Source organism: Mycobacterium xenopi (assembly GCF_009936235.1).
GTDB classification, from domain to species: Bacteria; Actinomycetota; Actinomycetes; order Mycobacteriales; family Mycobacteriaceae; genus Mycobacterium; species Mycobacterium xenopi.
In genome coordinates this window covers 2,871,145-2,892,056 of the sequence record NZ_AP022314.1, presented here as the reverse complement: position 1 = coordinate 2,892,056, position 20,912 = coordinate 2,871,145, and the positions used below count along the sequence as shown (strand labels likewise).

Annotated in this window: 13 protein-coding genes and 4 pseudogenes; 6 read left to right on the top strand and 11 right to left on the bottom strand. The window is 67.2% G+C overall.

The window, feature by feature from the left end; translation table 11 throughout:
• Nucleotides 1–112: 112 nt before the first annotated feature.
• Nucleotides 113–1,356: pseudogene (eccB, locus tag MYXE_RS25300) on the bottom strand (type VII secretion protein EccB).
• Between the two features lie 195 nt (nucleotides 1,357–1,551).
• On the opposite strand from eccB, the pseudogene MYXE_RS13435 reads away from it, so the two are divergent.
• Nucleotides 1,552–2,465, top strand: a pseudogene (locus tag MYXE_RS13435) (phosphatase PAP2 family protein).
• Nucleotides 2,466–2,471: 6 nt separating this feature from the next.
• Here MYXE_RS13435 and treZ read toward each other — a convergent pair.
• The 6 genes from treZ to MYXE_RS13405 form a co-directional block, all read right to left on the bottom strand.
• Nucleotides 2,472–4,199: a malto-oligosyltrehalose trehalohydrolase gene (gene treZ, locus MYXE_RS13430; RefSeq protein ID WP_085198383.1), complete on the bottom strand. Its 1,728-nt coding sequence runs from the start codon at nucleotides 4,197–4,199 to the stop codon at nucleotides 2,472–2,474.
• Nucleotides 4,192–6,489, bottom strand: a complete 2,298-nt coding sequence (treY, locus tag MYXE_RS13425; protein ID WP_085198381.1) for a malto-oligosyltrehalose synthase — start codon at nucleotides 6,487–6,489, stop codon at nucleotides 4,192–4,194. The genes treZ and treY overlap by 8 nt, the downstream gene beginning before the upstream one ends.
• Before the next feature lie 3 nt (nucleotides 6,490–6,492).
• A complete protein-coding gene (gene glgX, locus MYXE_RS13420; RefSeq protein ID WP_112650141.1) occupies nucleotides 6,493–8,652 on the bottom strand; it encodes a glycogen debranching protein GlgX in 2,160 nt (719 codons plus the stop codon).
• A 67-nt stretch (nucleotides 8,653–8,719) separates the two neighbouring features.
• Nucleotides 8,720–10,882 (bottom strand): acyltransferase family protein, encoded by a 2,163-nt coding sequence (locus MYXE_RS13415; RefSeq protein WP_085198375.1) that lies wholly within the window; start codon nucleotides 10,880–10,882, stop codon nucleotides 8,720–8,722.
• 100 nt (nucleotides 10,883–10,982) lie between these two features.
• A complete protein-coding gene (ripD, locus tag MYXE_RS13410) occupies nucleotides 10,983–11,486 on the bottom strand; it encodes an NlpC/P60 family peptidoglycan-binding protein RipD (protein WP_085198372.1) in 504 nt (167 codons plus the stop codon).
• A 224-nt stretch (nucleotides 11,487–11,710) separates the two neighbouring features.
• Nucleotides 11,711–12,013 carry a hypothetical protein gene (locus MYXE_RS13405; protein ID WP_232061610.1) on the bottom strand — a complete coding sequence of 101 codons (303 nt, stop codon included), beginning with the start codon at nucleotides 12,011–12,013 and terminating at the stop codon, nucleotides 11,711–11,713.
• 177 nt (nucleotides 12,014–12,190) lie between these two features.
• On the opposite strand from MYXE_RS13405, the gene MYXE_RS13400 reads away from it, so the two are divergent.
• The 4 genes and pseudogenes from MYXE_RS13400 to MYXE_RS13385 all read left to right on the top strand — a co-directional run bounded on the left by MYXE_RS13400 (nucleotide 12,191) and on the right by MYXE_RS13385 (nucleotide 15,825).
• Nucleotides 12,191–13,477, top strand: a complete 1,287-nt coding sequence (locus tag MYXE_RS13400) for an adenosylmethionine--8-amino-7-oxononanoate transaminase (RefSeq protein WP_085198633.1) — start codon at nucleotides 12,191–12,193, stop codon at nucleotides 13,475–13,477.
• An 8-nt stretch (nucleotides 13,478–13,485) separates the two neighbouring features.
• A complete protein-coding gene (locus MYXE_RS13395) occupies nucleotides 13,486–14,640 on the top strand; it encodes an 8-amino-7-oxononanoate synthase (RefSeq protein ID WP_085198370.1) in 1,155 nt (384 codons plus the stop codon).
• Nucleotides 14,637–15,316: pseudogene (bioD, locus tag MYXE_RS13390) on the top strand (dethiobiotin synthase). Before MYXE_RS13395 ends, bioD begins: the two are co-directional and overlap by 4 nt.
• Nucleotides 15,316–15,825: a 2'-5' RNA ligase family protein gene (locus tag MYXE_RS13385; RefSeq protein WP_003920324.1), complete on the top strand. Its 510-nt coding sequence runs from the start codon at nucleotides 15,316–15,318 to the stop codon at nucleotides 15,823–15,825. The pseudogene bioD and the gene MYXE_RS13385 overlap by 1 nt, the downstream one beginning before the upstream one ends.
• Before the next feature lie 9 nt (nucleotides 15,826–15,834).
• Here the strand turns inward: MYXE_RS13385 and MYXE_RS13380 are convergent, their stop codons facing one another.
• The 4 genes from MYXE_RS13380 to MYXE_RS23805 all read right to left on the bottom strand — a co-directional run bounded on the left by MYXE_RS13380 (nucleotide 15,835) and on the right by MYXE_RS23805 (nucleotide 19,719).
• On the bottom strand, nucleotides 15,835–17,202 hold the full coding sequence (locus MYXE_RS13380) for a hypothetical protein (protein ID WP_085198364.1): 1,368 nt from the start codon (nucleotides 17,200–17,202) through the stop codon (nucleotides 15,835–15,837).
• Entirely contained in the window at nucleotides 17,199–17,576 is a 378-nt protein-coding gene (locus tag MYXE_RS13375; protein WP_003920326.1) for a hypothetical protein, read from the bottom strand. The genes MYXE_RS13380 and MYXE_RS13375 overlap by 4 nt, the downstream gene beginning before the upstream one ends.
• A complete protein-coding gene (locus MYXE_RS13370; RefSeq protein WP_085198361.1) occupies nucleotides 17,573–19,432 on the bottom strand; it encodes a hypothetical protein in 1,860 nt (619 codons plus the stop codon). The genes MYXE_RS13375 and MYXE_RS13370 overlap by 4 nt, the downstream gene beginning before the upstream one ends.
• A gap of 119 nt (nucleotides 19,433–19,551) precedes the next feature.
• Nucleotides 19,552–19,719: a hypothetical protein gene (locus MYXE_RS23805; protein ID WP_003920328.1), complete on the bottom strand. Its 168-nt coding sequence runs from the start codon at nucleotides 19,717–19,719 to the stop codon at nucleotides 19,552–19,554.
• Nucleotides 19,720–19,885: 166 nt separating this feature from the next.
• On the opposite strand from MYXE_RS23805, the pseudogene bioB reads away from it, so the two are divergent.
• Nucleotides 19,886–20,906 (top strand): annotated as a pseudogene (gene bioB / locus MYXE_RS13365) (biotin synthase BioB).
• Nucleotides 20,907–20,912 lie beyond the last annotated feature (6 nt).

The window sequence follows — 20,912 nt, the reverse complement described above, 5'->3', positions numbered from 1 at the left end:
TTCGCGATGACTCATGGGTGAAGCATCAATGGTGTGCGGCGTTGCCGCCAGCCAGCTATCCACAGAACTGCCGACAAACAACGCGGCGGCGCCTCGAAACCCTGTGTCGGGATCACCGCGGCGAAACGTCACCGTGGCCGGCGTCGTGGCGGAGCAACGCACTGGCGCGGGACAGTGTCGGTCCCGGAACGAGCAGCCGCAGCGCGGCCCACGGCGCCGGACTTGGCGCAGCGAGCAACCCTAACGCCGAACGCGTCGCACCGGTGGCGTCCACACCAAACCGCACCCCCGAATTCTCCAGCCAGAACAGCGTTTCCGGCGTCGGTGGATTGGTTTCGACCGCGACAACAAAGTTGGCGTACCCAGGCCCGAAATAGAACCGGTCGGCTGCGGATCCGATGTATCCGATTTCGCCAGTGGCACAAAATTGTTCACTTCGGTCGCCGCCACGGGAACCGCGGGCGCCGACACCACGTGGACACGGGCCCGGCCCTCGCCGGCGGTCCGTTCCCACCACCAGCAGGTCGTCGGGTTGTCCTGCATATCGACCACCTTCAGCTGACCATTGAGATCAGCGGAGAGAACAGGGAATTCGGAATCCACCGGCAAGGCGTCATACAGCGCCCGGCTCATGGTCGGCACCTGACTGAGCTGGTCCGGCGTCAACCCCAACCGCGACAACGTTGACCGGTCAGGCGGGTCGACGCGCGCCCGGCGCCCTTGCCGAATGACCCACGTCTCATTGCCGTAGCGCAAGACCACCGCGTCTGACTCGCCTAATATTCGCTGGCGCCCTGACATGTCGGGGACGCCGTCGATGACCGTCACCACCGGCGCAGCGCCGGATGCGGGCACGGGTGCTAGCGCATCGCACACCAGCCACGACGACGACACCGGACTGGTCGGCGAGAATCCTGACGGCGCTCCGGGGATGCCCACCACCGGCCCGCGCCGCAGGCCAGCGATCGCGCTGGACCGCACCTGATGCGGGTTGTCCGACCGGCCGGTGATCAGCCGCGCCGAGGCCAGATTCAACACCGGATACAAGGTGTTGCCCACGCGGGCGTACAGGGCCCCCGAATCACCGTCGGCGAGTATCGGTGACTCGCCAATCTGGCCCAGCGGGTTGCCAATTGACCACAGCAGCACACCGAGGCAGATCAGCAGCGTCGGGGCTGCCGATGCCAGCACCGTTAACGCCTGGTGTCGAATCAGCGCGATTTTGATGCGGGCCCACCACCCAGTCGACGCGGCGGTATGGTGCACCGAAGAACGTTGCCACACAATATGTCTCGGAATAGCCAAGCCATAACGTATCCCCCGTTGACCGCGCGGCGGGACAACGTTGCGGGTCATTTCACGACGGTCCTAGTGCTCGCGATGCGCGCAGAAGAATACCAGCGGCTCACGACAGCGAATCGACAGCAAATGGTCGCTTGTGCAAACACCAGGCGTCGATTGGTTTGCCAACCGATAACCGTCGATCGAAAGAAGCGCCCAGGACGAGGACCGCTCGCCGGCCGCCGGGTGTTTCCTGGTTGGATTTCGATCATGACGTACGGCCCGGGGACACAGAATTTCGGCTTGGTCAGCGTCGGCGTCCTGGTGTCGCTGATCCTGCTGGTCGCAGCGGCTGTGTGGGTAGCTCAAAATCGGGATCTGGTCCCCATGCTGTGGGCTCGCCTCCGAAACGTCGCCGCGGTAACGCGAGCCGAGGCCTGGGCCCGCGAGAAATTGCACGACCGGGGATGGTCGTTGCCGCTCCGGTGGCCGCTATCCGAGGTGGCGGGTGTGGCGTTGCTCGTCGGCTTGGCCGTCGTCGTGGCACTGGGGGCTGGCTTTACCGAGGTGCTCGATGACGTGCTCGAGGGTGACGGTATCGCCGGTATCGACCAACCGGCCGCTCGGTGGCTGGCAACCCACCGCGACTTGTGGCTGACGACGGCACTGCGCGCGATCACCGGTGCGGGCGGGGGCGCCACCTTGGGTGCGGTGGCCGCCATCGCCTGCGCGGCCGCCAGCTGGGCGTCTCGGTCTTGGGCGCCTGTAGTGTTCGGCCTCGCCGGTGCCGGCGGGATCACGCTGGTGCTATTCACCGCCAAAGCCCTGGTGGTCCGGGACCGTCCGCCCTTGCCGTTCGCGGCGATCGCCGCGGACGGCTATTCGTTCCCCTCCGGCCACGCCGCGGCGCCGCTGCGGGCGCAGGTCTTTTCGCGTGGATGCTGACGCGATGGCTGGTTACCCGCTGGGCCGGCCGGGTGGCGGTGTGGGCCGCCGCGATCGGCATTGCCGCCGTGCTGGGGTTCTCCCGCGTCTATCTCGGGGTGCACTACATCAGCGATGTTGTGGCCGGCTGGCTGCTGGGTGCCGCCTGGGCAGGCGCTGTGATGGTGGTCGGGTCGTGGTGGGACAACACGCGGCGCGCCCGCGCCCGCCAGCTGGCTTGCGGTGACGAGACGGCGTGACGGCGATCAGCTACCGATACGCAGGACCACGAACGAATACCCGGGCAGCACACTGTGCTCGACGCTCGCCGCCGGCTGGTCTGAAGCCAGCACCACCTCGCCGCCGACCGGCACCCTCACCGGGTCAGCGCTGAGGTTGCAGGCGACGGTAAACCGGCCGCGGCGCAAGGTGATCCAGCGTTGGCCCTCGTCGTAGTCGACATCAAGATGCTCAAGCCACGGGTCAGCGAAATCCGGTTCTTTGCGCCGCAAGGCGATCAATTCACGATAGATGCTCAGCAGGCGCGCATGCTCACCGGCGCCGGCCTCGTCCCAGTCGAGCTTAGAACGCTGAAATGTGCTCGGGTCCTGCGGGTCTGGGATCTCGTCGGCGTCCCAGCCGTGTTCGGCGAACTCCTTCTTGCGCCCCTCGGCGGTGGCCCGAGCAAGCTCGGGTTCTGGATGCGAGCTGAAAAACTGGAACGGAGTTGAGGCGCCCCACTCCTCGCCCATGAAAAGCATTACTGTATAAGGTGATCCGAGCACCAAAGCAGCCTTGACGGCAAGCTGGCCGAAGCTGAGGTTCTGCGAGGGGCGATCGCCCAGCGCCCGATTGCCCACCTGGTCGTGGGTGCAGGTGTAGGCCAGCAGCCGGGTGGCCGGAATCCTCGACCTGTCCAGCGGCCGACCGTGCCGACGGCCCCGAAACGACGAGTACGTAGCGGCGTGGAAGAAGCCGTGCCGCAATGCGTCCGCCAGTGTGGCCAGCGAGCCGAAATCCGCGTAGTAGCCTTGCCGTTCGCCGGAGACCGCGGCGTGGACGGCGTGATGGATGTCGTCGTCCCACTGCGCGGTCAGGCCGTAGCCGCCCTGATCGCGCGGGGTGATCAACCGCGGGTCGTTGAGGTCGCTTTCGGCGATCAGCGACAGCGGGCGGCCCAATTGCTCCGACAGCCGATCGGTTTCGGCGGCAAGCTCTTCCAGGATGTGGATCGCGGTGGTATCCACCAGCGCGTGCACCGCGTCTAGCCGCAGGCCGTCGGCGTGAAAGTCGACCATCCAGTGCAGCGCGCAGTCGATGATATAGCGGCGCACCTCATCAGAGCCGGCGTCAGCGATGTTGATGCCCTCGCCCCACGGATTGCTTGCCGACGACAGGTACGGCCCGAACCGCGGCAGGTAGTTGCCCGACGGGCCGAGATGGTTGAACACGACGTCGATCAGCACACCCAGGCCGCGGGCATGGCAGGCGTCGACAAACCGGACGAGTCCGTCCGGGCCGCCGTAAGGTTCGTGCACCGCATACCAGAGCACACCGTCGTATCCCCAGCCGTGTGTGCCGGAGAACGAGTTGACCGGCATCACTTCGACGAAGTCGACACCCAGATCGGCCAGATGATCGAGCTTTTCGATCGCAGCGTCGAAAGTTCCCGTCGGCGTGAACGTCCCGACGTGCAACTCGTAGATCACCCCGCCCTCCACGGAACGCCCAGCCCAGTCGCCATCGGTCCACGCTGCAGCAGCAGGCTCCCACAGCTGGGAACGTGCGTGCACGCCTTCGGGCTGGCGCGGCGAGCGCGGGTCGGGCAACACCGCGGGATCGTCGTCGAGCAGAAAGCCGTAGCGGGAGTTCGACATCGCGTCGACGGTGGCTCGCCACCAGCCGCCCTCGGTGCGTGTCATCGGGTGAGCTACACCGTCGACGTCGAGCCGCACCCGCTCGGGTTTGGGTGCCCAGACCGCGAATTCACGCATCTGCGCGCTCCAGCAACACCACCGGAAGGTCGGGGAACAGCGCAGCAGCCGGCGTCGCGCCGGTGAACACCGTGCCGCTAAGGGTGTCGCGCCACAGGCCGTCGGGCAGCGGCATCACCGTGTTGCCCCAGCCGGTTTCGTCGAGCCGGAACGTCCAGCGGGTGACGGCGACCACGACGTCGTCACCGCGGCCGAACGCCACGATATGATCGGCTGCCGTTCCGCTGGCGAGCAACGGATGGTAACCGCCGCGCAGGAAACTGCGGGGGCGAGCTCGTCGCAGCCGCAGCGCTGCTGCAACCACACGAACCTTCGGGTGCTGCAACGACTTCAACGCTTGGCGGCGGGCTGTGTAGTCCACTGGGCGCCGGTTGTCGGGATCGACCAGGCTGTCGTCCCACAATTCGGTGCCCTGATAGACATCGGGGACACCGGGAACGGTCAACGCGAGCAGTTTTTGGCCCAGTGCGTCGTTTTCCTCATGCGGATGTAGTTGGCCGACGAGCTGTGTCAACTCACGCGCGACCGGCCCGTCGAGCACTGCGTCGAGCCAGGAGTGGACCGCGTCCTCGAATTCGGTGTTCGGATCGTGCCACGAGGTGTGCGATGCGGCTTCCCGGATCGCTTTTTCCGCGTAGCGGTGCAACCTGTCGCGCAACTCGGCGGTGACCGTGCCGCCGACCGGCCACACGCCGAAGATGTTCTGCCACAGAAACAATCCGGTCGCGATATCGGGGGAGGGCGCCAGCTTCTCCCAGCGGGTGACGAACTCTCGCCACAGCGACGGCACTTGTGAGAGCACTCCGATGCGGGCGCGGACGTCCTCGCTGCGCTTGGTGTCGTGGGTGGTCAGTGTCGTCATGGTGTGCGGCCACAACCGGGCACGGGTCGCGGCGCGACAGTGGAATTCGGCGGCGCCGACACCGAACCGGCGGGGCTCACCGCCCACTTCGTTCAGCGACACCAGCCGGGCGTCCCGGTAGAACAGGCAGTCCTCGACCGCCTTGGCGGTGACTGCGCCGCACAACTGCTGCAGCCGTGTCGCGGGTTCACCGCCGGCGGCCAGCGCCGCCGCGATGATCTGCAGCGGCGGGCCCAATTCCGGTGACGCCGTGGCAGTTTCGGCCAGAGCTCGGGGCAGCGTCGCGGCCAGGCCCGGGTAGTCGCAGCGGTAGACGTCGATGTAGCCGAGCAGCGCCGCCAGGGCTCGGGGCAGCTGCGCATGGTCGGCACCGGTGGTGGCGACGATGCTGCGCCGCAGCCTGCCCAACTCGCTGGCCAGGGTGTCGGTGGCCACGGTGGCTTTCAGGCTGCGCTGCAGGGCTGGCATGTCGTCGTAGTCGACACCGGCGGATTCGACCAGCGCTGTTAACTCCGCGGAACCCGCCGGGTCGAGGAAGACGCCGCCGACTTCCCGCAGCACGTCGTAGCCCGTGGTGCCGGCCACCGGCAGCGTGGGCTCCAGCGCCTCGTCGACGGCCAGGATCTTCTCGATGACGATCCAGGCGTCCGGCCCCAACAGGTCACGCAGCCACGTCAAATAGCCTGTGGGCGTGGAAAGCCCGTCGGGGTGATCGACACGCACGCCGTCGACCAGTCCCTCGGAAATCCAGCGGGCGACTTCGGCGTGCCAGGCGTCGAACACCTCGCGGTCCTCCTGGCGCAGCCCGGCCAGCGAGGTGATCGAAAAGAAACGCCGATAACCGCACACCCCGTTGCGCCAACCCACCAGCCGAAAGTGCTGGCGGTCATGGACTTCCGCAGCGCTGCCGCCGCCGCTGCCAGGAGTAATGGGCAGCACCAGATCCCCGAGCCGCAGCCGGTCGCCATCCACTGTCAGCCCAGCCAGGTCGTCGTCGGAACCTAACAGTGGCAAAATGATTCGGCCATCACCAAGGTCCCAGTCGATGTCGAAAAAACGCGCATAGCGCGACGAACGGCCATGGGTGAGCACGTCCCACCACCACGGGTTTTGCTCGGGTTTGTCGATCCCGACGTGGTTGGGCACGATGTCGACCACCAGCCCCATCCCGCGTTGTCGCGCTGCCGCGGAGAGCCGCGCCAAACCCTCGGCACCACCGAGTTCGGCGGACACCGTCGTCGGGTCGGTGACGTCGTAGCCGTGCGGCGAACCGCGGACCGCGGTCATGACGGGGGAGAGGTAGAGGTGGGAAACCCCGAGCTCGTCGAGATAGTCGAGCAGACGTTCGGCGTCGGCGAAGGTGAACCCGAATCCGCTCTCGGGGCCGCGCAGCTGTAACCGGTAGGTGGACAGTACCGGAAAAGCCATGCGTCAGGCGGTCTTACGCAGGACAAGCACCGAGCGGCCGGCAACGGCGACCTTGTCGCCGGCGTTGACGACCAGGTCCGCAGCGCCGACGGGATCGGTGGTGTCCAGCTCTGCGGTCCACTGGTCGGCGTAGTCACCGTCGGGGACGATGAACTCCACGTCTTCGTCGTGAGCGTTGAAACACAACAGGAACGAGTCGTCGACGATTCGTTCACCTCGCGCGTCGGGTTCGCGAATGGCATTGCCGTTGAGGAATACTGCCACGCACTTGTCGAAACCCCTGTCCCAGTCCTCCTGCGTCATCTCCCGCCCGCTCGGTGTCAGCCAGGCGATGTCGCGCAGTTCGTCGCCGCGGCGCATGGGCCGGCCTTCGAAGAAGCGGCGGCGGCGAAACACCGGATGGTCTTTGCGAAATTGCGTCACCGTGCGGGTGAAGGCAAGCAAATCGGCGTTCTTCTCGGCCAGCGACCAGTCCATCCACGACAGCTCGGAGTCTTGACAGTAGACGTTGTTGTTGCCGTGCTGGGTGCGCCCGAACTCGTCGCCGTGGGCGATCATCGGGGTGCCCTGGCTGACCATCAGCGTGGCCAGGATGTTGCGCATCTGACGGCTGCGCAGCGCCAGGATCTCGGGGTCGTCGGTGGGACCCTCGACCCCGCAGTTCCAGGACCGGTTGTGGCTTTCACCGTCGAGGTTGTCCTCGCCGTTGGCTTCGTTGTGTTTCTCGTTGTACGAGACCAGGTCGGCCAGCGTGAACCCGTCGTGGCAGGTCACGAAATTGATGCTGGCGCTGGGCCGCCGGCCGGTCGCCTCGTAGAGGTCCGACGAGCCGGTCAGTCGGGAAGCGAATTCGCCGAGGGTTGCGGGCTCGCCGCGCCAGTAGTCACGCACAGTGTCGCGGTATTTCCCGTTCCATTCGGTCCATAAACCCGGGAAGTTGCCCACCTGGTAGCCACCCTCACCGACGTCCCACGGCTCGGCAATCAACTTCACCTGGCTGACCACCGGGTCTTGCTGCACCAGATCGAAAAACGCGCTCAGTCGGTCGACGTCGTAGAACTCGCGGGCCAGCGTCGAGGCCAGGTCGAACCGGAATCCGTCGACGTGCATCTCGGTCACCCAGTAGCGCAGCGAGTCCATGATCAGCTGCAAAGTGTGCGGGTGCCGCGCGTTGAGGCTGTTGCCGGTGCCGGTGAAATCCTTGTAGAAGCGGGGGTCGTCGTCTTCGAGGCGGTAGTAAGCGGCGTTGTCGATACCGCGGAAGTTGATGGTCGGGCCGAGGTGGTTGCCTTCGGCGGTGTGGTTGTAGACCACGTCGAGGATGACCTCGATGCCTTCTTCGTGGAAGGTCCTCACCATGGCCTTGAATTCGCCCACCGCGCTGCCCGGCTCACGCGACGACGCGTATTCGTGATGCGGGGCGAAGAAGCCGAAAGTGTTGTAGCCCCAGTAGTTTCGCAGCCCCATCTCCAGCAGTCGGCTGTCGTGCATGAACTGGTGCACCGGCATCAGTTCGATCGCCGTGACGTTCAGCGACTTGAGATGGTCGATGATCGCCGGGTGGGCCAAGCCCGCGTAGGTGCCGCGCAGTTCCTCGGGTATCGCCGGGTGGGTCTGCGTCATGCCCTTGACATGTGCTTCGTAGATCACCGTTTCGTGGTAGGGGGTGCGCGGCGCGCGGTCGAATGCCCAGTCGAAGAACGGATTGATCACCACGCTGGTCATGGTGTGTCCGAGCGAGTCGACCATGGGTGGGGTGCCGGTCTCTCCGGGTTCGGCGCCTTCGGAGTTGACGAATTCCATGTCGTAGGAGAACAACGCCTGACAGAAGTCGAATTCGCCGTGAAAGGCCTTGCCGTACGGGTCGAGCAGCAGCTTGCTCGGATCGCACCGATGGCCGGCGGCCGGCTCGAACGGGCCGTGCACCCGAAACCCGTAGCGCTGGCCCGGTCCGACGCCCGGCAGATAGGCATGCCACACATAGCCGTCGACCTCGTCGAGGGTGATGCGGGTTTCGGTGCCGTCGTTGATCAAACACAACTCGACTTTTTCGGCGATCTCGGAAAACAGCGCGAAGTTGGTGCCTGCGCCGTCGTAGGTGGCGCCGAGCGGATAGCTGTTGCCCGGCCACACGGTGGGCAGCGTCGGTGTGGTGTCGGTCATTGCCGTGTTCGGTTGTCTCGGCGGCATCACTCGACTTTATCCGTGTCGCGTCACCGACGCTCGGGCGTCACCACCAGCCGGTGGTGGCCGCGATCTGCCGGCCGAGTTCACCGGCCAGGGTGCGCATGTAGGTGGCCGACAGGTGGTGGGCGTCGTGGTAGATCAACACGTTTCCCTCGACCGCGCGGCAGATGTCGGCGCGGCAGATCGCGTCGCTTAAGTCCAGCGGTTTGAGCCCCGGGAACTGCTCGACGAAGTCCAGGGTTGGGTTGTGATCGGCCAGCACATCGGAGCGTTTGATTCCGCACGAGGATGCGTTGCCGCCCTTGGCCAGGCAGTCCGCGGGTTCGAACGGCTGGCCGTCCTTGACCAGCCACGGTGTGTCCCGCATGGCCAGCACGGGAATGTTGTTGTCCGCGAACGTCTGCCAGATCCCGATATAGGTCGCCGGCATCACGTCGCCGGGCTTGATGTTCCACGGTCGAGTGGACGTGGTGAACACATAGTCCGGACGGTCGGCGATGAGTTTGGCCATCGTCTTTTGCACCCACTGGTGGCACTGCGGGTAGGCGGCGTTATTGCCCATGATCAGCGGGACTTCCTCGGTGGACAGCGGGCAGCCCATCTTGAGGTAGGTCACTACCTTGAAGTGATGCATGCGGCCGAGCAGATCCAGCGCGGTGATCCAGTGCTCGGCGTGCGACCCGCCGGCCAGTGCGATGGTCCGCGCGGCGTTGGCGTCGCCGTAGGTGCAGTTGATCAGCGCCGGGTTGGTCCAGTCGCTGATGCAGCCGTCTTTGGTGGACAGCGGCAGATCGTTCTTGGCTTCCAGGACGGTGGGCCGCATCCGCAGCTTGGGCACCCGCACGTGTTGGACCAAAGCGCGCGCGCCCGGATAGTCGCGAGCGCTGAGCCCGCTTAGCTCCTTGCCGTCGGCGCGTTGCACGGTGACGTGCTCACGCCACGTGAACGAGGTCGCGGTCAGGGTGACGCCCAGCAGGGCCACCACCGAGCCCAGCGCCATCGTGGGCCGGCGCAGCCGCGACCGCCAGGGCACCGCGGGTGGCTGTGCCACCGGGTGGGCCGGGGCGCGGTACCGCAGCGGATCCTCGACGTAGCGCATCGTGAAATAGGCCAGCACGCCGGAGATCACCAGAACCGCAGTGCCCTCGACGAAGTTGGCGCGCCGATGGCCGGTGTAGGCGAGCCAGAAGATCAGCAGCGGCCAGTGCCACAGGTACAGCGAGTAGGCCATGCCGCCGAGCGTCACCAGCGGACCCGCGGCCAGCACGCGGTTGGGCAGCGGCATGCGACCGCCGGCACCCGGGTCGGCGTGGCGGTTGGCGCCGGCAAGGATCATCAGCACCGTCGCGCCGACCGGGACCAACGCCCACGGCCCCGGAAATTCCGTGACGCCGTCGATAAGCGCGCCGCAGGACAGGATCGCTGCCAGCGCGATCGTGGCGAGCAGCGTGCGCAGCCACATCGGCCAGCGGATGTAGGGCACCAGCGCGCCGACCAGCGCTCCCAGCAGCAGTTCCCACGCCCGCGCGAAGCTGTCGTAGTAGGCGATCGCCTGGCCGGTCTGGTGGGCAACGATCGCATACCCGAACGAGGCGACGGTCAGTGCGCCGAGCAGCACGACGAACAGCGCCCGCAGCCGCGAGCCGAAGGATCGGCGTAGCGCGTACGCGCAACCGAACGCCAGCGCCAAAAACGCGAGGTAGAACTGGCCCTGCACCGACATCGACCAGATGTGCTGCAGCGGGCTGACGGCTTCCCCGGCCCGCAGGTAGTCGCCCGCGGTGCGGGCCAACTCCCAGTTCTGGTAGTAGCCGAGGCTGGCCAGGCTCTGGTCGGCGAAGGTTTCCCAGCGGGTCTGCGGCTGGATCAGGATGGTCAGCACCGCGGACCCGGCGAGCACGACGACCAGCGCGGGCAGCAATCGTCGCACCAGCCGGATTACCTCCGGCGCCGGCGACAGCGACGCCACCGGGTTAAGCGCGGTCCGCAACACCTTGCCGCCGAAGAAGAATCCCGACAGCGCCAAGAACACGTCCACGCCGCCGGACACCCGGCCGAACCAGACGTGGAACATCGCGACCAGCGCGATCGCGATGCCGCGCAGGCCGTCTAGGTCGTGGCGGTAGAACGCCGACTTGCGATCGCGGCTCGCGGCGGCGGCAGGCTGCAGCGCGGCAGCCGGGCGATTCGCGGAGAGGGTCAGCATGATCGCCAGACAATCTACCTAACCGGTTTCCCGGCCGAGCAGACGCAAAATCAGCCCAATCTTGGCCAAAATGGGCGATTTTGCGTCTGCTCGGCGGACCTCAGGAGTCGATGATCCGCGTCAGGTAGGGCGTCATGTTGGTGGTGCGTGCCGCCGACACCGTCACCGCGGGCTCGGTGGCTTCGATCATCTGTCCGTTGCCGAGGTAGATCGCCACGCTTTGGCTGCCGCCGGGGCCGTAGCAGATCAAGTCGCCCGGTCGGGCCTGCGCCGGCAAAATCTTGCGGCCGACGTTGCATTGCTCGCCCGAAGTCCGCGGCATCTTGATCCCGGCGCCGGCGAAGGCGTACTGAACCAGGCCTGAGGCGTCGAACCCGACGGTGTTGGCGTGCAGGCCGGTGCCGTGGGTGGGCCCTGCGGCGTTGCCCCCGCCGTAGAGGTACGGCACGCCGCGCTGGGACAATGCGCGCTGGATCACGTAGTTGATGACCTGCTGGTGGCTGGCCGACACGACGTTCGTGTCAGCGCTCGCCGCACCGGCCGTCGCCGTCAACCCGGCTGCCACCGCGGCCGCGCCGAGTGCGGCGGCATAGCTGCGCCTCATTCGAGTCCACCCCTCTCGGTCACAATGCTGCGCACACCTACCGTCACGTTAGTCACTTGAGTCACGGTAATCACTAAAGACACTTTGACAACAATTGGTCGTGGTGGCCATAGCCGGGGCGGCCGCGAGAGGGAATTTTGTCGTACTGTGACCGAACGGTGACCGCTACTGGCCGAATCCTGCGCGGCCCGTTGTGATTTCGGTCTCACCCCGGCGATGCGGCGTCAATGTCCGTACCGTTCGCTGAATGCGGTCATCACCGATCCGGCCACCGAGCTGAGGGCGACGATGGCGACGGCCAGCAGCGGCCAGAAGAACAGGTACCAGCCCTTCACCAGGGAGACGAATGGGCCGATGGCAGCGGCGGCACACGCCGCACCTAAACCGCCCCATACCACCGGGTAGATCCAGTAGTTGATGCCCAACGGGGCAGGGGCGCAACTGTCCGCCGCACAGACGTCCGCCACGAAGCCGAAGAGCCGCGACGGCAACGTCGTCGTGGTGGCCGCGACAACGACCAGCGTCACTGTGACAAGGGTGCAGATCACGTCCCAAAGCGCTAGCCGCGGCTGACGTTTCGGCGGTTGGCTGTTCCCCGGGTAGGGGTGGCGGGGCTCATGCGAGGCCATGCCGGTCAATGCTTCCCGATGGTGGCGAGTTCTGCGACCGATGGGCCGCATACCGCTGGATTACGCTCGGTCATCGTGCCCGCGTTGACTCCTTTGCAGATCAGCGCCATCGACGCCGCCCACCTGTGGCACCCGTACAGCACGATCGGCGCCGAAGCCGTGCCGCCGGTGGTGGCGGTCGGTGCGCGTGGTGCCTGGCTGACACTGATCCGCGACGGCGAGTCGATCGACGCGCTCGACGCGATGAGCTCATGGTGGACCGCGATCCACGGCCACGGCCACCCGGTCCTCGACGCCGCGCTGACCAAACAACTGAGCACGATGAACCACGTCATGTTCGGCGGCCTCACCCACGAGCCGGCCGCGCGGCTGGCCCAGCTACTGGTGGACATCACTCCGGCCGCGCTACAGACGGTGTTTTTCTGCGACTCCGGGTCGGTGTCGGTCGAAGTCGCGGTGAAAATGGCGCTGCAGTACTGGCGCAGCCGCGGCCAGCCCGGCAAGACGCGGCTGATGACCTGGCGCGGCGGCTACCACGGTGACACCTTCACCCCGATGAGCATCTGCGACCCCGACGGCGGGATGCACAAGCTGTGGGCCGACGTGCTCGCCCAGCAGGTGTTCGCCCCGCAGGTGCCGCGCGACTACGACCCGGGCTACAGCGCGGCGTTCGAGGCGCAACTGGCCGAGCACGCCGGCGAACTGGCGGCCGTGGTCGTCGAACCGGTGGTGCAGGGCGCGGGCGGGATGCGCTTCCACGACCCCCGCTACCTGGTCGACCTGCGAGACATCTGCGACCGGCACGGGGTTTTGCTGATTTTCGACGAGATCGCCACCGGCTTCGGGCGTACCGGCGAGCTGTTCGCCGCCGACCACGTCGAGGTCAGCCCGGACATCATGTGTGTCGGCAAAGCGCTCACCGGCGGCTACCTAAGCCTGGCCGCCACGCTGTGCACCACCGACGTCGCGCACCGCATCAGCTCCGCGGGTCCGCTGCTGCACGGGCCCACCTTCATGGCCAACCCGCTGGCCTGCGCGGTGTCGGTGGCCAGCATCGAGCTGCTGCTGCGGCACGACTGGCGAGCGGCGGTGAGCGAGATCAGCGCCGGGCTCACCGCCGGGCTGCAACCGGCCCGGGCGCTGCCGGCCGTGACCGATGTGCGGGTATGCGGCGCCATCGGCGTCATCGAATGCGATCGCCCCGTCGATTTGGCCGTCGCTACCCCGGCCGCGCTGGACCACGGAGTGTGGCTGCGACCGTTCCGCAACCTTGTCTACGCGATGCCGCCGTTCATCTGCGGGCCCGAGGAGATCACCCAGATCACCTCGGCGATGGTCGAGGTGGCTCGCCTCGTAGGCTGAACGCCGACATGACGCACGCGCCGATCGAGACCTCACCGCTGGCCTGGTTACGGGCGGTAGAACAACAGCGCCGGCAGGCCGGCTTGCGGCGCTCGCTGCGGCCGCGCCCGGCGGTGGCCGCCGAGCTGGACCTGGCGTCCAATGACTACCTCGGTCTTTCCCAGCATCCCGAGGTCGTCGACGGCGGGGTGCAGGCCCTGCGGACGTGGGGGGCGGGCTCCACCGGTTCGCGGCTGGTCACCGGCGACACCGAACTGCATCACGAACTCGAGTGTGAGCTAGCACAATTCGTCGGCGCACCAACAGGTTTGGTGTTCTCGTCTGGTTACACCGCCAACCTGGGCGCGGTGGTCGCCTTGTCGGGTCCCGGTTCGCTGCTGGTGTCCGACGCGCAGTCGCACGCCTCGCTGGTCGATGCCTGCCGTCTGTCTCGGGCCCGGGTGGTGGTGACGCCGCACCTCGACGTCGACGCGGTGGATGCGGCGCTGGCGTCGCGGCAGGAGGAGCGTGCGGTGGTCGTCACCGACTCGGTGTTTTCCGCCGACGGTGCCCTGGCGCCGGTGCAGCAGCTGTACGAGGTCTGCCGACGGCACCGCGCGCTGCTCATCGTCGACGAGGCGCACGGCCTCGGGGTGCGCGGTGCGGGCGGGCGCGGGCTGGTGCACGAGCTCGGCCTCGCCGGCGCGCCCGACGTGGTGATGACGGCCACGTTGTCCAAGGCGCTCGGCAGCCAGGGCGGCGCGGTGCTCGGGCCGCCCGAGGTCCGGGATCACCTGATCGACGCGGCGCGAGCGTTCATATTCGACACCGCTCTGGCGCCGGCAGCGGTGGGCACGGCGCTGGCCGCGCTGCGCGTGCTGGCGGCCGAGCCGTGGCGGCCCGACGCGGTGCTGCGCCATGCCCGCAGGCTCGCCCAGATCTGCGGCGTAAGTCAGGTACCGGAGTCCGCGGTGGTGCCGGTGATCCTCGGGGATCCGCAGGTCGCCGCAGCGGCGGCGACCGCGTGCCTGGACGCCGGGGTGCGGGTGGGCTGCTTCCGCCCCCCGACCGTGCCCGCCGGGACGTCGCGGCTGCGGCTGACCGCCCGGGCATCGTTGGACGACGACGATCTCGAGCGGGCGCGAACGGTGTTGACCGACGTGCTGGCCACAGCACGGCCTTGACAATCCTGATCGTCACCGGCACCGACACCGGGGTGGGCAAGACGATCGCCACCGCGGCACTGGCCTGCCATGCGCGGCAAGCCGGAGCCGACGTGGCGGTGTGCAAACCAGTGCAGACCGGCACCGACGCCGGCGACGACGACCTCGCCGTCGTGGCCCGGCTGTCCGGGGTCACCCGGCTGGCCGGGTTGGCGCGTTACCCGCAGCCGCTGGCGCCGGCAGCCGCTGCCTACCACGCCGGCATGAGCCTGCCCTCCCGCACCGACCTACTGGGCCTGGTCCGCGGCGTCGACCGCCCGACACGGTTGACCCTGGTCGAAGGCGCGGGCGGACTGCTGGTGCAGCTGGCCCAAAACGGTGTCACGTTGCGCGACCTCGCCGTCGACCTCGACGCGGCGGTGCTGCTGGTGACCCGTTGCGAGCTGGGCACCCTCAACCACACCGCGCTGACATTGGAAGCTCTTGCAGCGCACGGTGTTCCGTGCGCCGGACTGGTAATTGGCAGTTGGCGGCCCGGCCGGCGACGGTGCATGTCTCCAACCGGTGCGTGCTGGCGAAGCTGGCACCGGTGCGGGCCGTGCTGCCCGCCTCGGCCGGGACGATGGACGCTGCGGATTTCGCCGCGATGAGCGCGCGAGCGTTCGACCGGGACTGGGTGAGCGCGCTGGTCGGCTGATGGTCCATTCGATCGAGCTGGTGTTCGACGCCGACACCGAGGCGGCGATTCGCCGCATCTGGAGCGACCTTGCCGCTGCCGGCATCCCCAGCCAGGCACCGGCCAGCCGTCCGCACGCAACGCTGGTGGTCGCCGAACGCATCGAGCCCGAGGTCGACGCGCTGTTGGCCGCCGTTGCCCGCCGGCTACCGCCGGAGTGTGTCATCGGCGCGCCGCTGCTGTTCGGTCGCGGCAAGGCGGTGCTGGCGCGGCTGGTCATTCCGACAACGGAGTTGCTGAGCGTGCACGCCGAGGTGTACCGGCTGTCCCTGCCGCATCTGGCGCCCGCGCCGATGCCCAACTGCCTGCCAGGCCATTGGACAGCGCACATCACGCTGGCCAGACGGGTCGGCGGCGCCCAGCTCGGGCGTGCGCTGCGCATCGCCGCACGACCGTCGGAGATCGCCGGCGGCATCGCGGGGCTGCGCCGCTGGGACGGCAACAAGAAGGCCGAGTACTTGATCGCCTGACCCGCGAGCCTATCCGCCGAACAACAGGTACAGACCGGTGAAGGTATAGCCCACCATGACCAGCATCATGGTGAGTTGGCCGGTGAGCTGATGGCCCTTCGGCAGCAGTCGCAACGCTCGGTCGTGGGCGGCGACAACGGCCACGATGTGGCCGGTCACGACGCAGGCCACCTTGATCCCGGCCAACACCGACGGGTGCATGGACAGCACATAGGCGACATGCAGCTGCGCCAAACCGAGCAGGTTCCAGCCCCGGGCCAGCGGGTCGGCGAGCGCGAAGAGGGCCTGTTGGCCGCGCTCGACCAGATACGACAGGTAGTGGGCGAAAATGTAGCCCACCACGATCGGGATCAACGAGTGCGCCATCTGGCCCGGCAGGGCCCGGCGCTGCTCACGGTCGACGCCGCCGGTGGCCCGTGCCGCAAGCGAAAACGTCAGCGCCACAACGGCAATAAAGACCAGCAATCCGACACTGCGCAGCACCGACGACGACACCGCGGTGGGCACGGCGCCAGCAGCCCGCGACAACCGGTCGGCGAAGTTGCGCCACGTCGGTGAAGCCGAGTAGCTGTCGAATGCGGTCGAGCCGAGCAGCACCGCCAGCATCGCCACGACGCCCGGCCGGACCGGCAGCGACGGCAGGTGATCGAGCGGGTTGCCGACGACGATCTGCCCGGAGACCGAGTTGCGGCGAAACGGCGAGAGCCGCGAGACCGCCATGCTGTACACCGCGAACGGGTCAACCCGGGCCAGCCAGCGCTGCCCGCACACCCACGCTCCGACCAGCAACACCACCGCGTAGACCAGCAGCCACGTCTCGACCGCGGGAGGTGACGCCGAGTTGGGACTGGCCAACTCCATCCACACGAACGCGAACAGGCCTACTGCGGCCGGGCGATATCCCCAGCTTTCCGGGTAGGACAGTCGTGGACGACGCAGCCGCGGCGGGGTGACGCGCAAAAGCAGCAGGTAAACCGTCCGCACGGGCGAAAGTACCCGCCACACCGGTCCGAAAAGCAGTGACAGCGCGACCAATCCGACCCACAGCAGCACGTAGAACGCTCCGAGCAGGGCGTTGTTCGGCGTCTGCGGGCCCCACAACCCGGCCAGCACCACCCACACCGCGAATACCAGTGCCGCTCCGGCAGCGGAAGCGCGGGTGATGCGGGCATCCATGACCGCGGTGATCACTGCGGGCAGTGGTCGGCCGGGCGCGAATGGATCGAACCGCGGCCGCCGCCATGCGAAGGCCACCAGGGCGAACGTGAACGTCAGCGCCCAGGCCGCACCGACCACCGCATAGGCGTAGGGCACCGGCAGATCACTCGAGCCGCCCAGGCCGTGCGCCAGAACGTCAGCGGCGCTGGCCGCCGTCACGGGCGCACTTGGATGGTGGCGATGGTGCGGTCCAGATGATGCAGCTCGACCTCGACATTGCCCGGGACGTCGACCTTGAATACGAACTTTTGGTTCGGCCCGGCCGCGACCGCGAACTTGTGGTCAGGCACCGAATGCACGTGCAGCTCGTCGGCGGCGTCACTGGTCACGTCGAAGGTGATCGGCGCGCCGACCTTGGCCTGCAGGGTGGCATTGGTTGGCGTGACTTGCCCCTTGCTGATCGTGACATTGACCACCACGGCGTTGGGCGGCCCACCTTTGTGCGATGGACCACCGCACGCGAGAAGGCCCCCGATCAGGGCCGCGGCCGCGACGATGACCAGCGCCGCGCGAATGGTCTTCGTCACGATCACGCTGCCTGTGGAGGGGAACGATCCGCCGCTTTCTGGTCCGGCTGCCCGGGCGTGGTGTCGTGAGCGTTGATGCGGCCAGCGCCCCACGTCAGCCCGGCGATGACCATCAGCGTGAAGATCAGCACAATCACACCGCCGGTGGTGAACAACCAGGCCGGCACGTTCGGGTCGCGTTCGCGCTGCAAGATCGTGACCTCGAGCACGAACGGACGAGTGGTGGAGGACAGCGCCGGAATTTCGGGTGCGGGAATGGCGTCGTCGGCGGGCGCCCAAATCGGCACCGCCGTCATGGTCCTGCCGTCCTGGACGCGCAGCAGCGTCTTCCAGGTGCCCCAGACCGGAACCGGCTGGGTGGACTGGTAGTGCCCGGGCCCGACCTGCTTGAGCCAGTCGATCATCAAGCCCCGGTGATCGCTCATCTGCCCCTGCCAGGACAGGATCGTCAGCCAGTCCGGGCGGCTGCTGACCAGGTCGGGTGGATTGATCCGCACGTCGGCCGACACCATGTGTCGCCCGGGCGGGCTCGGCAGGTCGGTCAAGGTGATCGTGGCGGTGTCTTGCTTGGGCACCCGGATATGCAGACCGTTGGCCACTCCGGCTCCGACAACGAGCACGGTGAGCGCCACGATCGCGATGCTTGCGGCCCGCCCCGGCAGGCGCTGGCCGGTCAGCACCATCCCCAGCATCGCCCCGCACATCCCGGTCAGCACCGCAGCCGGCACCGCCATCGCCAGGGCTTCGCCCCACATGCTGACCGGCCACGGGTAGTGGTACACGGCGCCGATCCACAGCGACTCCAGCCACAGCCCGATGGTGCCCACAGCTAAACCGGCGACGGCACCGAACAGCAGCGGACGCCGGAAAATCGGTGTGAGGGCCAGCAATTCGACCACTACGGCCGGACCGAGATACAGCGGGAACCAGTTGATCGGGGCTCCCAAGACCGGCCCGACCAGCACGGCGACCGCGCCGCGGAGCGCGATCGCGAGAAGCGCCGCGATGACCGCCGCCCCTGGTCCCATCGTGATGCGGGCTGCGACGGCGGCGACGGCGGCTGCCGCAGCGATCAGCATCGGCTGAAACACCAGCCGGAACTGGGGCACACCGAAATCGAACTCGATCTGCCAGACCGACATCCCGATGAACAACCCGCCGAAGGACAGGTACCGCAGGAATTGGATGAACGGGCGCTCGCGTTGGCCGTAAGGACCCTCGGCTGGCGTTTCCGGCATGGCCCGTCCGCCTTCGTATTCCAGCATCAACGCCGCATATAGCGAGAACCCGGCGCCACCGATCATCATCAAATGCGTTGGTCCCCAAAGGGTCACGTCTTGGCCAAAGATGCGATGCCAGATGTCGTCGAGCGGGAAACCGGTCAGTGCGTACAGCCCGCAGCCTGCCATCAGCACACCGCCGACCGGTGCGTACCAGCTGTCGGTGATGCGTACGGCCGCCGGGCCGGGCCTCTCGAACGGGACTACCACCGCGATCATGCCGGCGAGGAAAATGCCGAAAAGCCCGACCACGATGAAGTAGTGCGCAGGGTTGGCCAACGGTCCCGGATCGCGGCCATTGCCGATGTGCCAGCTGACGTCCCAGATGAAGCCAAAAAGGGCGCAGATGATCGACGTCGTGAACACCAGAACCGGCAGGGCTACCCACGCGGGACGGTTGAACTTTTCGCCCAGCCACTCCGCGATCCCGTTCAACCAGTTGATCCGATGACTGCGGTGCGCGTAACCCGCCCACAGCATCAAAGCCACGATCACGGCCGCGGCAATCGTCAACCCGATCACCTGGTTGAGCCCGGCACCGCGTGCGGGCGCCTCCGCAACAATTGCTGATCCCACCGTCATCGCCTCCCAACCACACCGGGCCAACCCGGGAGTCTGGCCGCCAAGCCGCGGCAACTTACTCGACGGTAGGTTACCGATCCAGCGGGAGCCCAAACACCAATTCGTCTAACAATGCGATGTCATTTCGGCCCGTCGCCTACCTCGGTCTGCTTGTTCCGGTTTGCGTTGCGCCGGTCGCGTACCGCGATGTACAGCACTACGCCGACGACGATCACGGCAGGCAAAAACGCCGGCCCCGCCAGCAGGAGCCAATGATGGGCAAGGTATTCGACGTGCGCTTGACTCATGGTTTCCGTTGGTTGACTGTTACCGGCGAACGTACCCCGTCACCGGGCCCTCGGCGCGTTTGTGCGGTGGAGCGCCCGTACCCTAACGTGAACACCGTTTACGCCGGGCCCGGCGGGCCTGGCCCGGTTTTGTGTCCGCACAGATAAGGATGTAAGGGAGTACCCGGTGACCCAGGCGGCGACTCGGCCCAGCACCGACATCTTGGACCTGGCCCGCCAGCAGGTGCTGCATCGCGGCGAGGGACTGAGCCGAGATCAGGTGCTGCAGGTGTTGCAACTGCCCGACGACCGACTCGAAGAACTGCTGGCGCTGGCTCACGAGGTGCGGATGGCCTGGTGCGGCCCCGAGGTCGAGGTCGAGGGCATCATCAGCCTGAAAACCGGTGGCTGCCCGGAGGACTGCCATTTTTGTTCGCAGTCAGGGCTTTTCGCCTCACCTGTGCGCAGCGCCTGGCTCGACATTCCGAGCCTGGTGGAAGCAGCGAAGCAGACCGCAAAGACCGGTGCCACCGAGTTCTGCATCGTGGCCGCGGTGCGCGGACCCGACGAGCGGTTGATGGCCCAGGTGGCCGCGGGCATCGAGGCGATCCGCAACGAGGTCGACATCAATATCGCCTGCTCGCTGGGGATGCTCAGCGCCGAGCAGGTGAAGCAACTGGCGGCGATGGGTGTGCACCGCTACAACCACAACCTGGAGACGGCCCGCTCGTTCTTTCCCCACGTCGTCACCACCCACACCTGGGAAGAGCGCTGGAACACGCTGTCGATGGTGCGCGAGGCCGGCCTGGAGGTGTGTTGCGGCGGCATCCTCGGCATGGGCGAAACACTGCAGCAGCGCGCCGAATTCGCCGCGGAGCTCGCCGCACTCGGTCCGGACGAGGTGCCGCTGAACTTCCTCAACCCGCGCCCGGGCACCCCCTTCGCCGACTTGGAGGTAATGCCGGCCAGCGAAGCGCTCAAGGCGGTGGCCGCCTTTCGGCTGGCACTACCGCGCACCATGCTCCGATTCGCGGGCGGCCGTGAGATCACGCTGGGGGACCTCGGTGCCAAACGTGGCATGCTCGGCGGCATCAACGCAGTGATCGTCGGCAACTACCACCACCACACTGGGCCGGCCGGCCGCGGCCGACCTGGAACTGCTCGACGATCTGCAGATGCCGATCAAGGCGCTCAACGCAAGCCTGTAGATACTG

Bases quoted from the DNA above. Each gene is read 5' to 3' on its own strand.
- MYXE_RS13370 (WP_085198361.1), bottom strand. From the start codon at position 19,432: ATGACGGTGGGATCAGCAATTGTTGCGGAGGCGCCCGCACGCGGTGCC.
- MYXE_RS13385 (WP_003920324.1), top strand. From the start codon at position 15,316: ATGGTCCATTCGATCGAGCTGGTGTTCGACGCCGACACCGAGGCGGCG.
- MYXE_RS13395 (WP_085198370.1), top strand. From the start codon at position 13,486: ATGACGCACGCGCCGATCGAGACCTCACCGCTGGCCTGGTTACGGGCG.
- MYXE_RS13415 (WP_085198375.1), bottom strand. From the start codon at position 10,882: ATGCTGACCCTCTCCGCGAATCGCCCGGCTGCCGCGCTGCAGCCTGCC.
- treY (WP_085198381.1), bottom strand. From the start codon at position 6,489: ATGGCTTTTCCGGTACTGTCCACCTACCGGTTACAGCTGCGCGGCCCC.
- glgX (WP_112650141.1), bottom strand. From the start codon at position 8,652: ATGACCGACACCACACCGACGCTGCCCACCGTGTGGCCGGGCAACAGC.
- ripD (WP_085198372.1), bottom strand. From the start codon at position 11,486: ATGAGGCGCAGCTATGCCGCCGCACTCGGCGCGGCCGCGGTGGCAGCC.
- treZ (WP_085198383.1), bottom strand. From the start codon at position 4,199: ATGCGTGAATTCGCGGTCTGGGCACCCAAACCCGAGCGGGTGCGGCTC.
- MYXE_RS23805 (WP_003920328.1), bottom strand. From the start codon at position 19,719: ATGAGTCAAGCGCACGTCGAATACCTTGCCCATCATTGGCTCCTGCTG.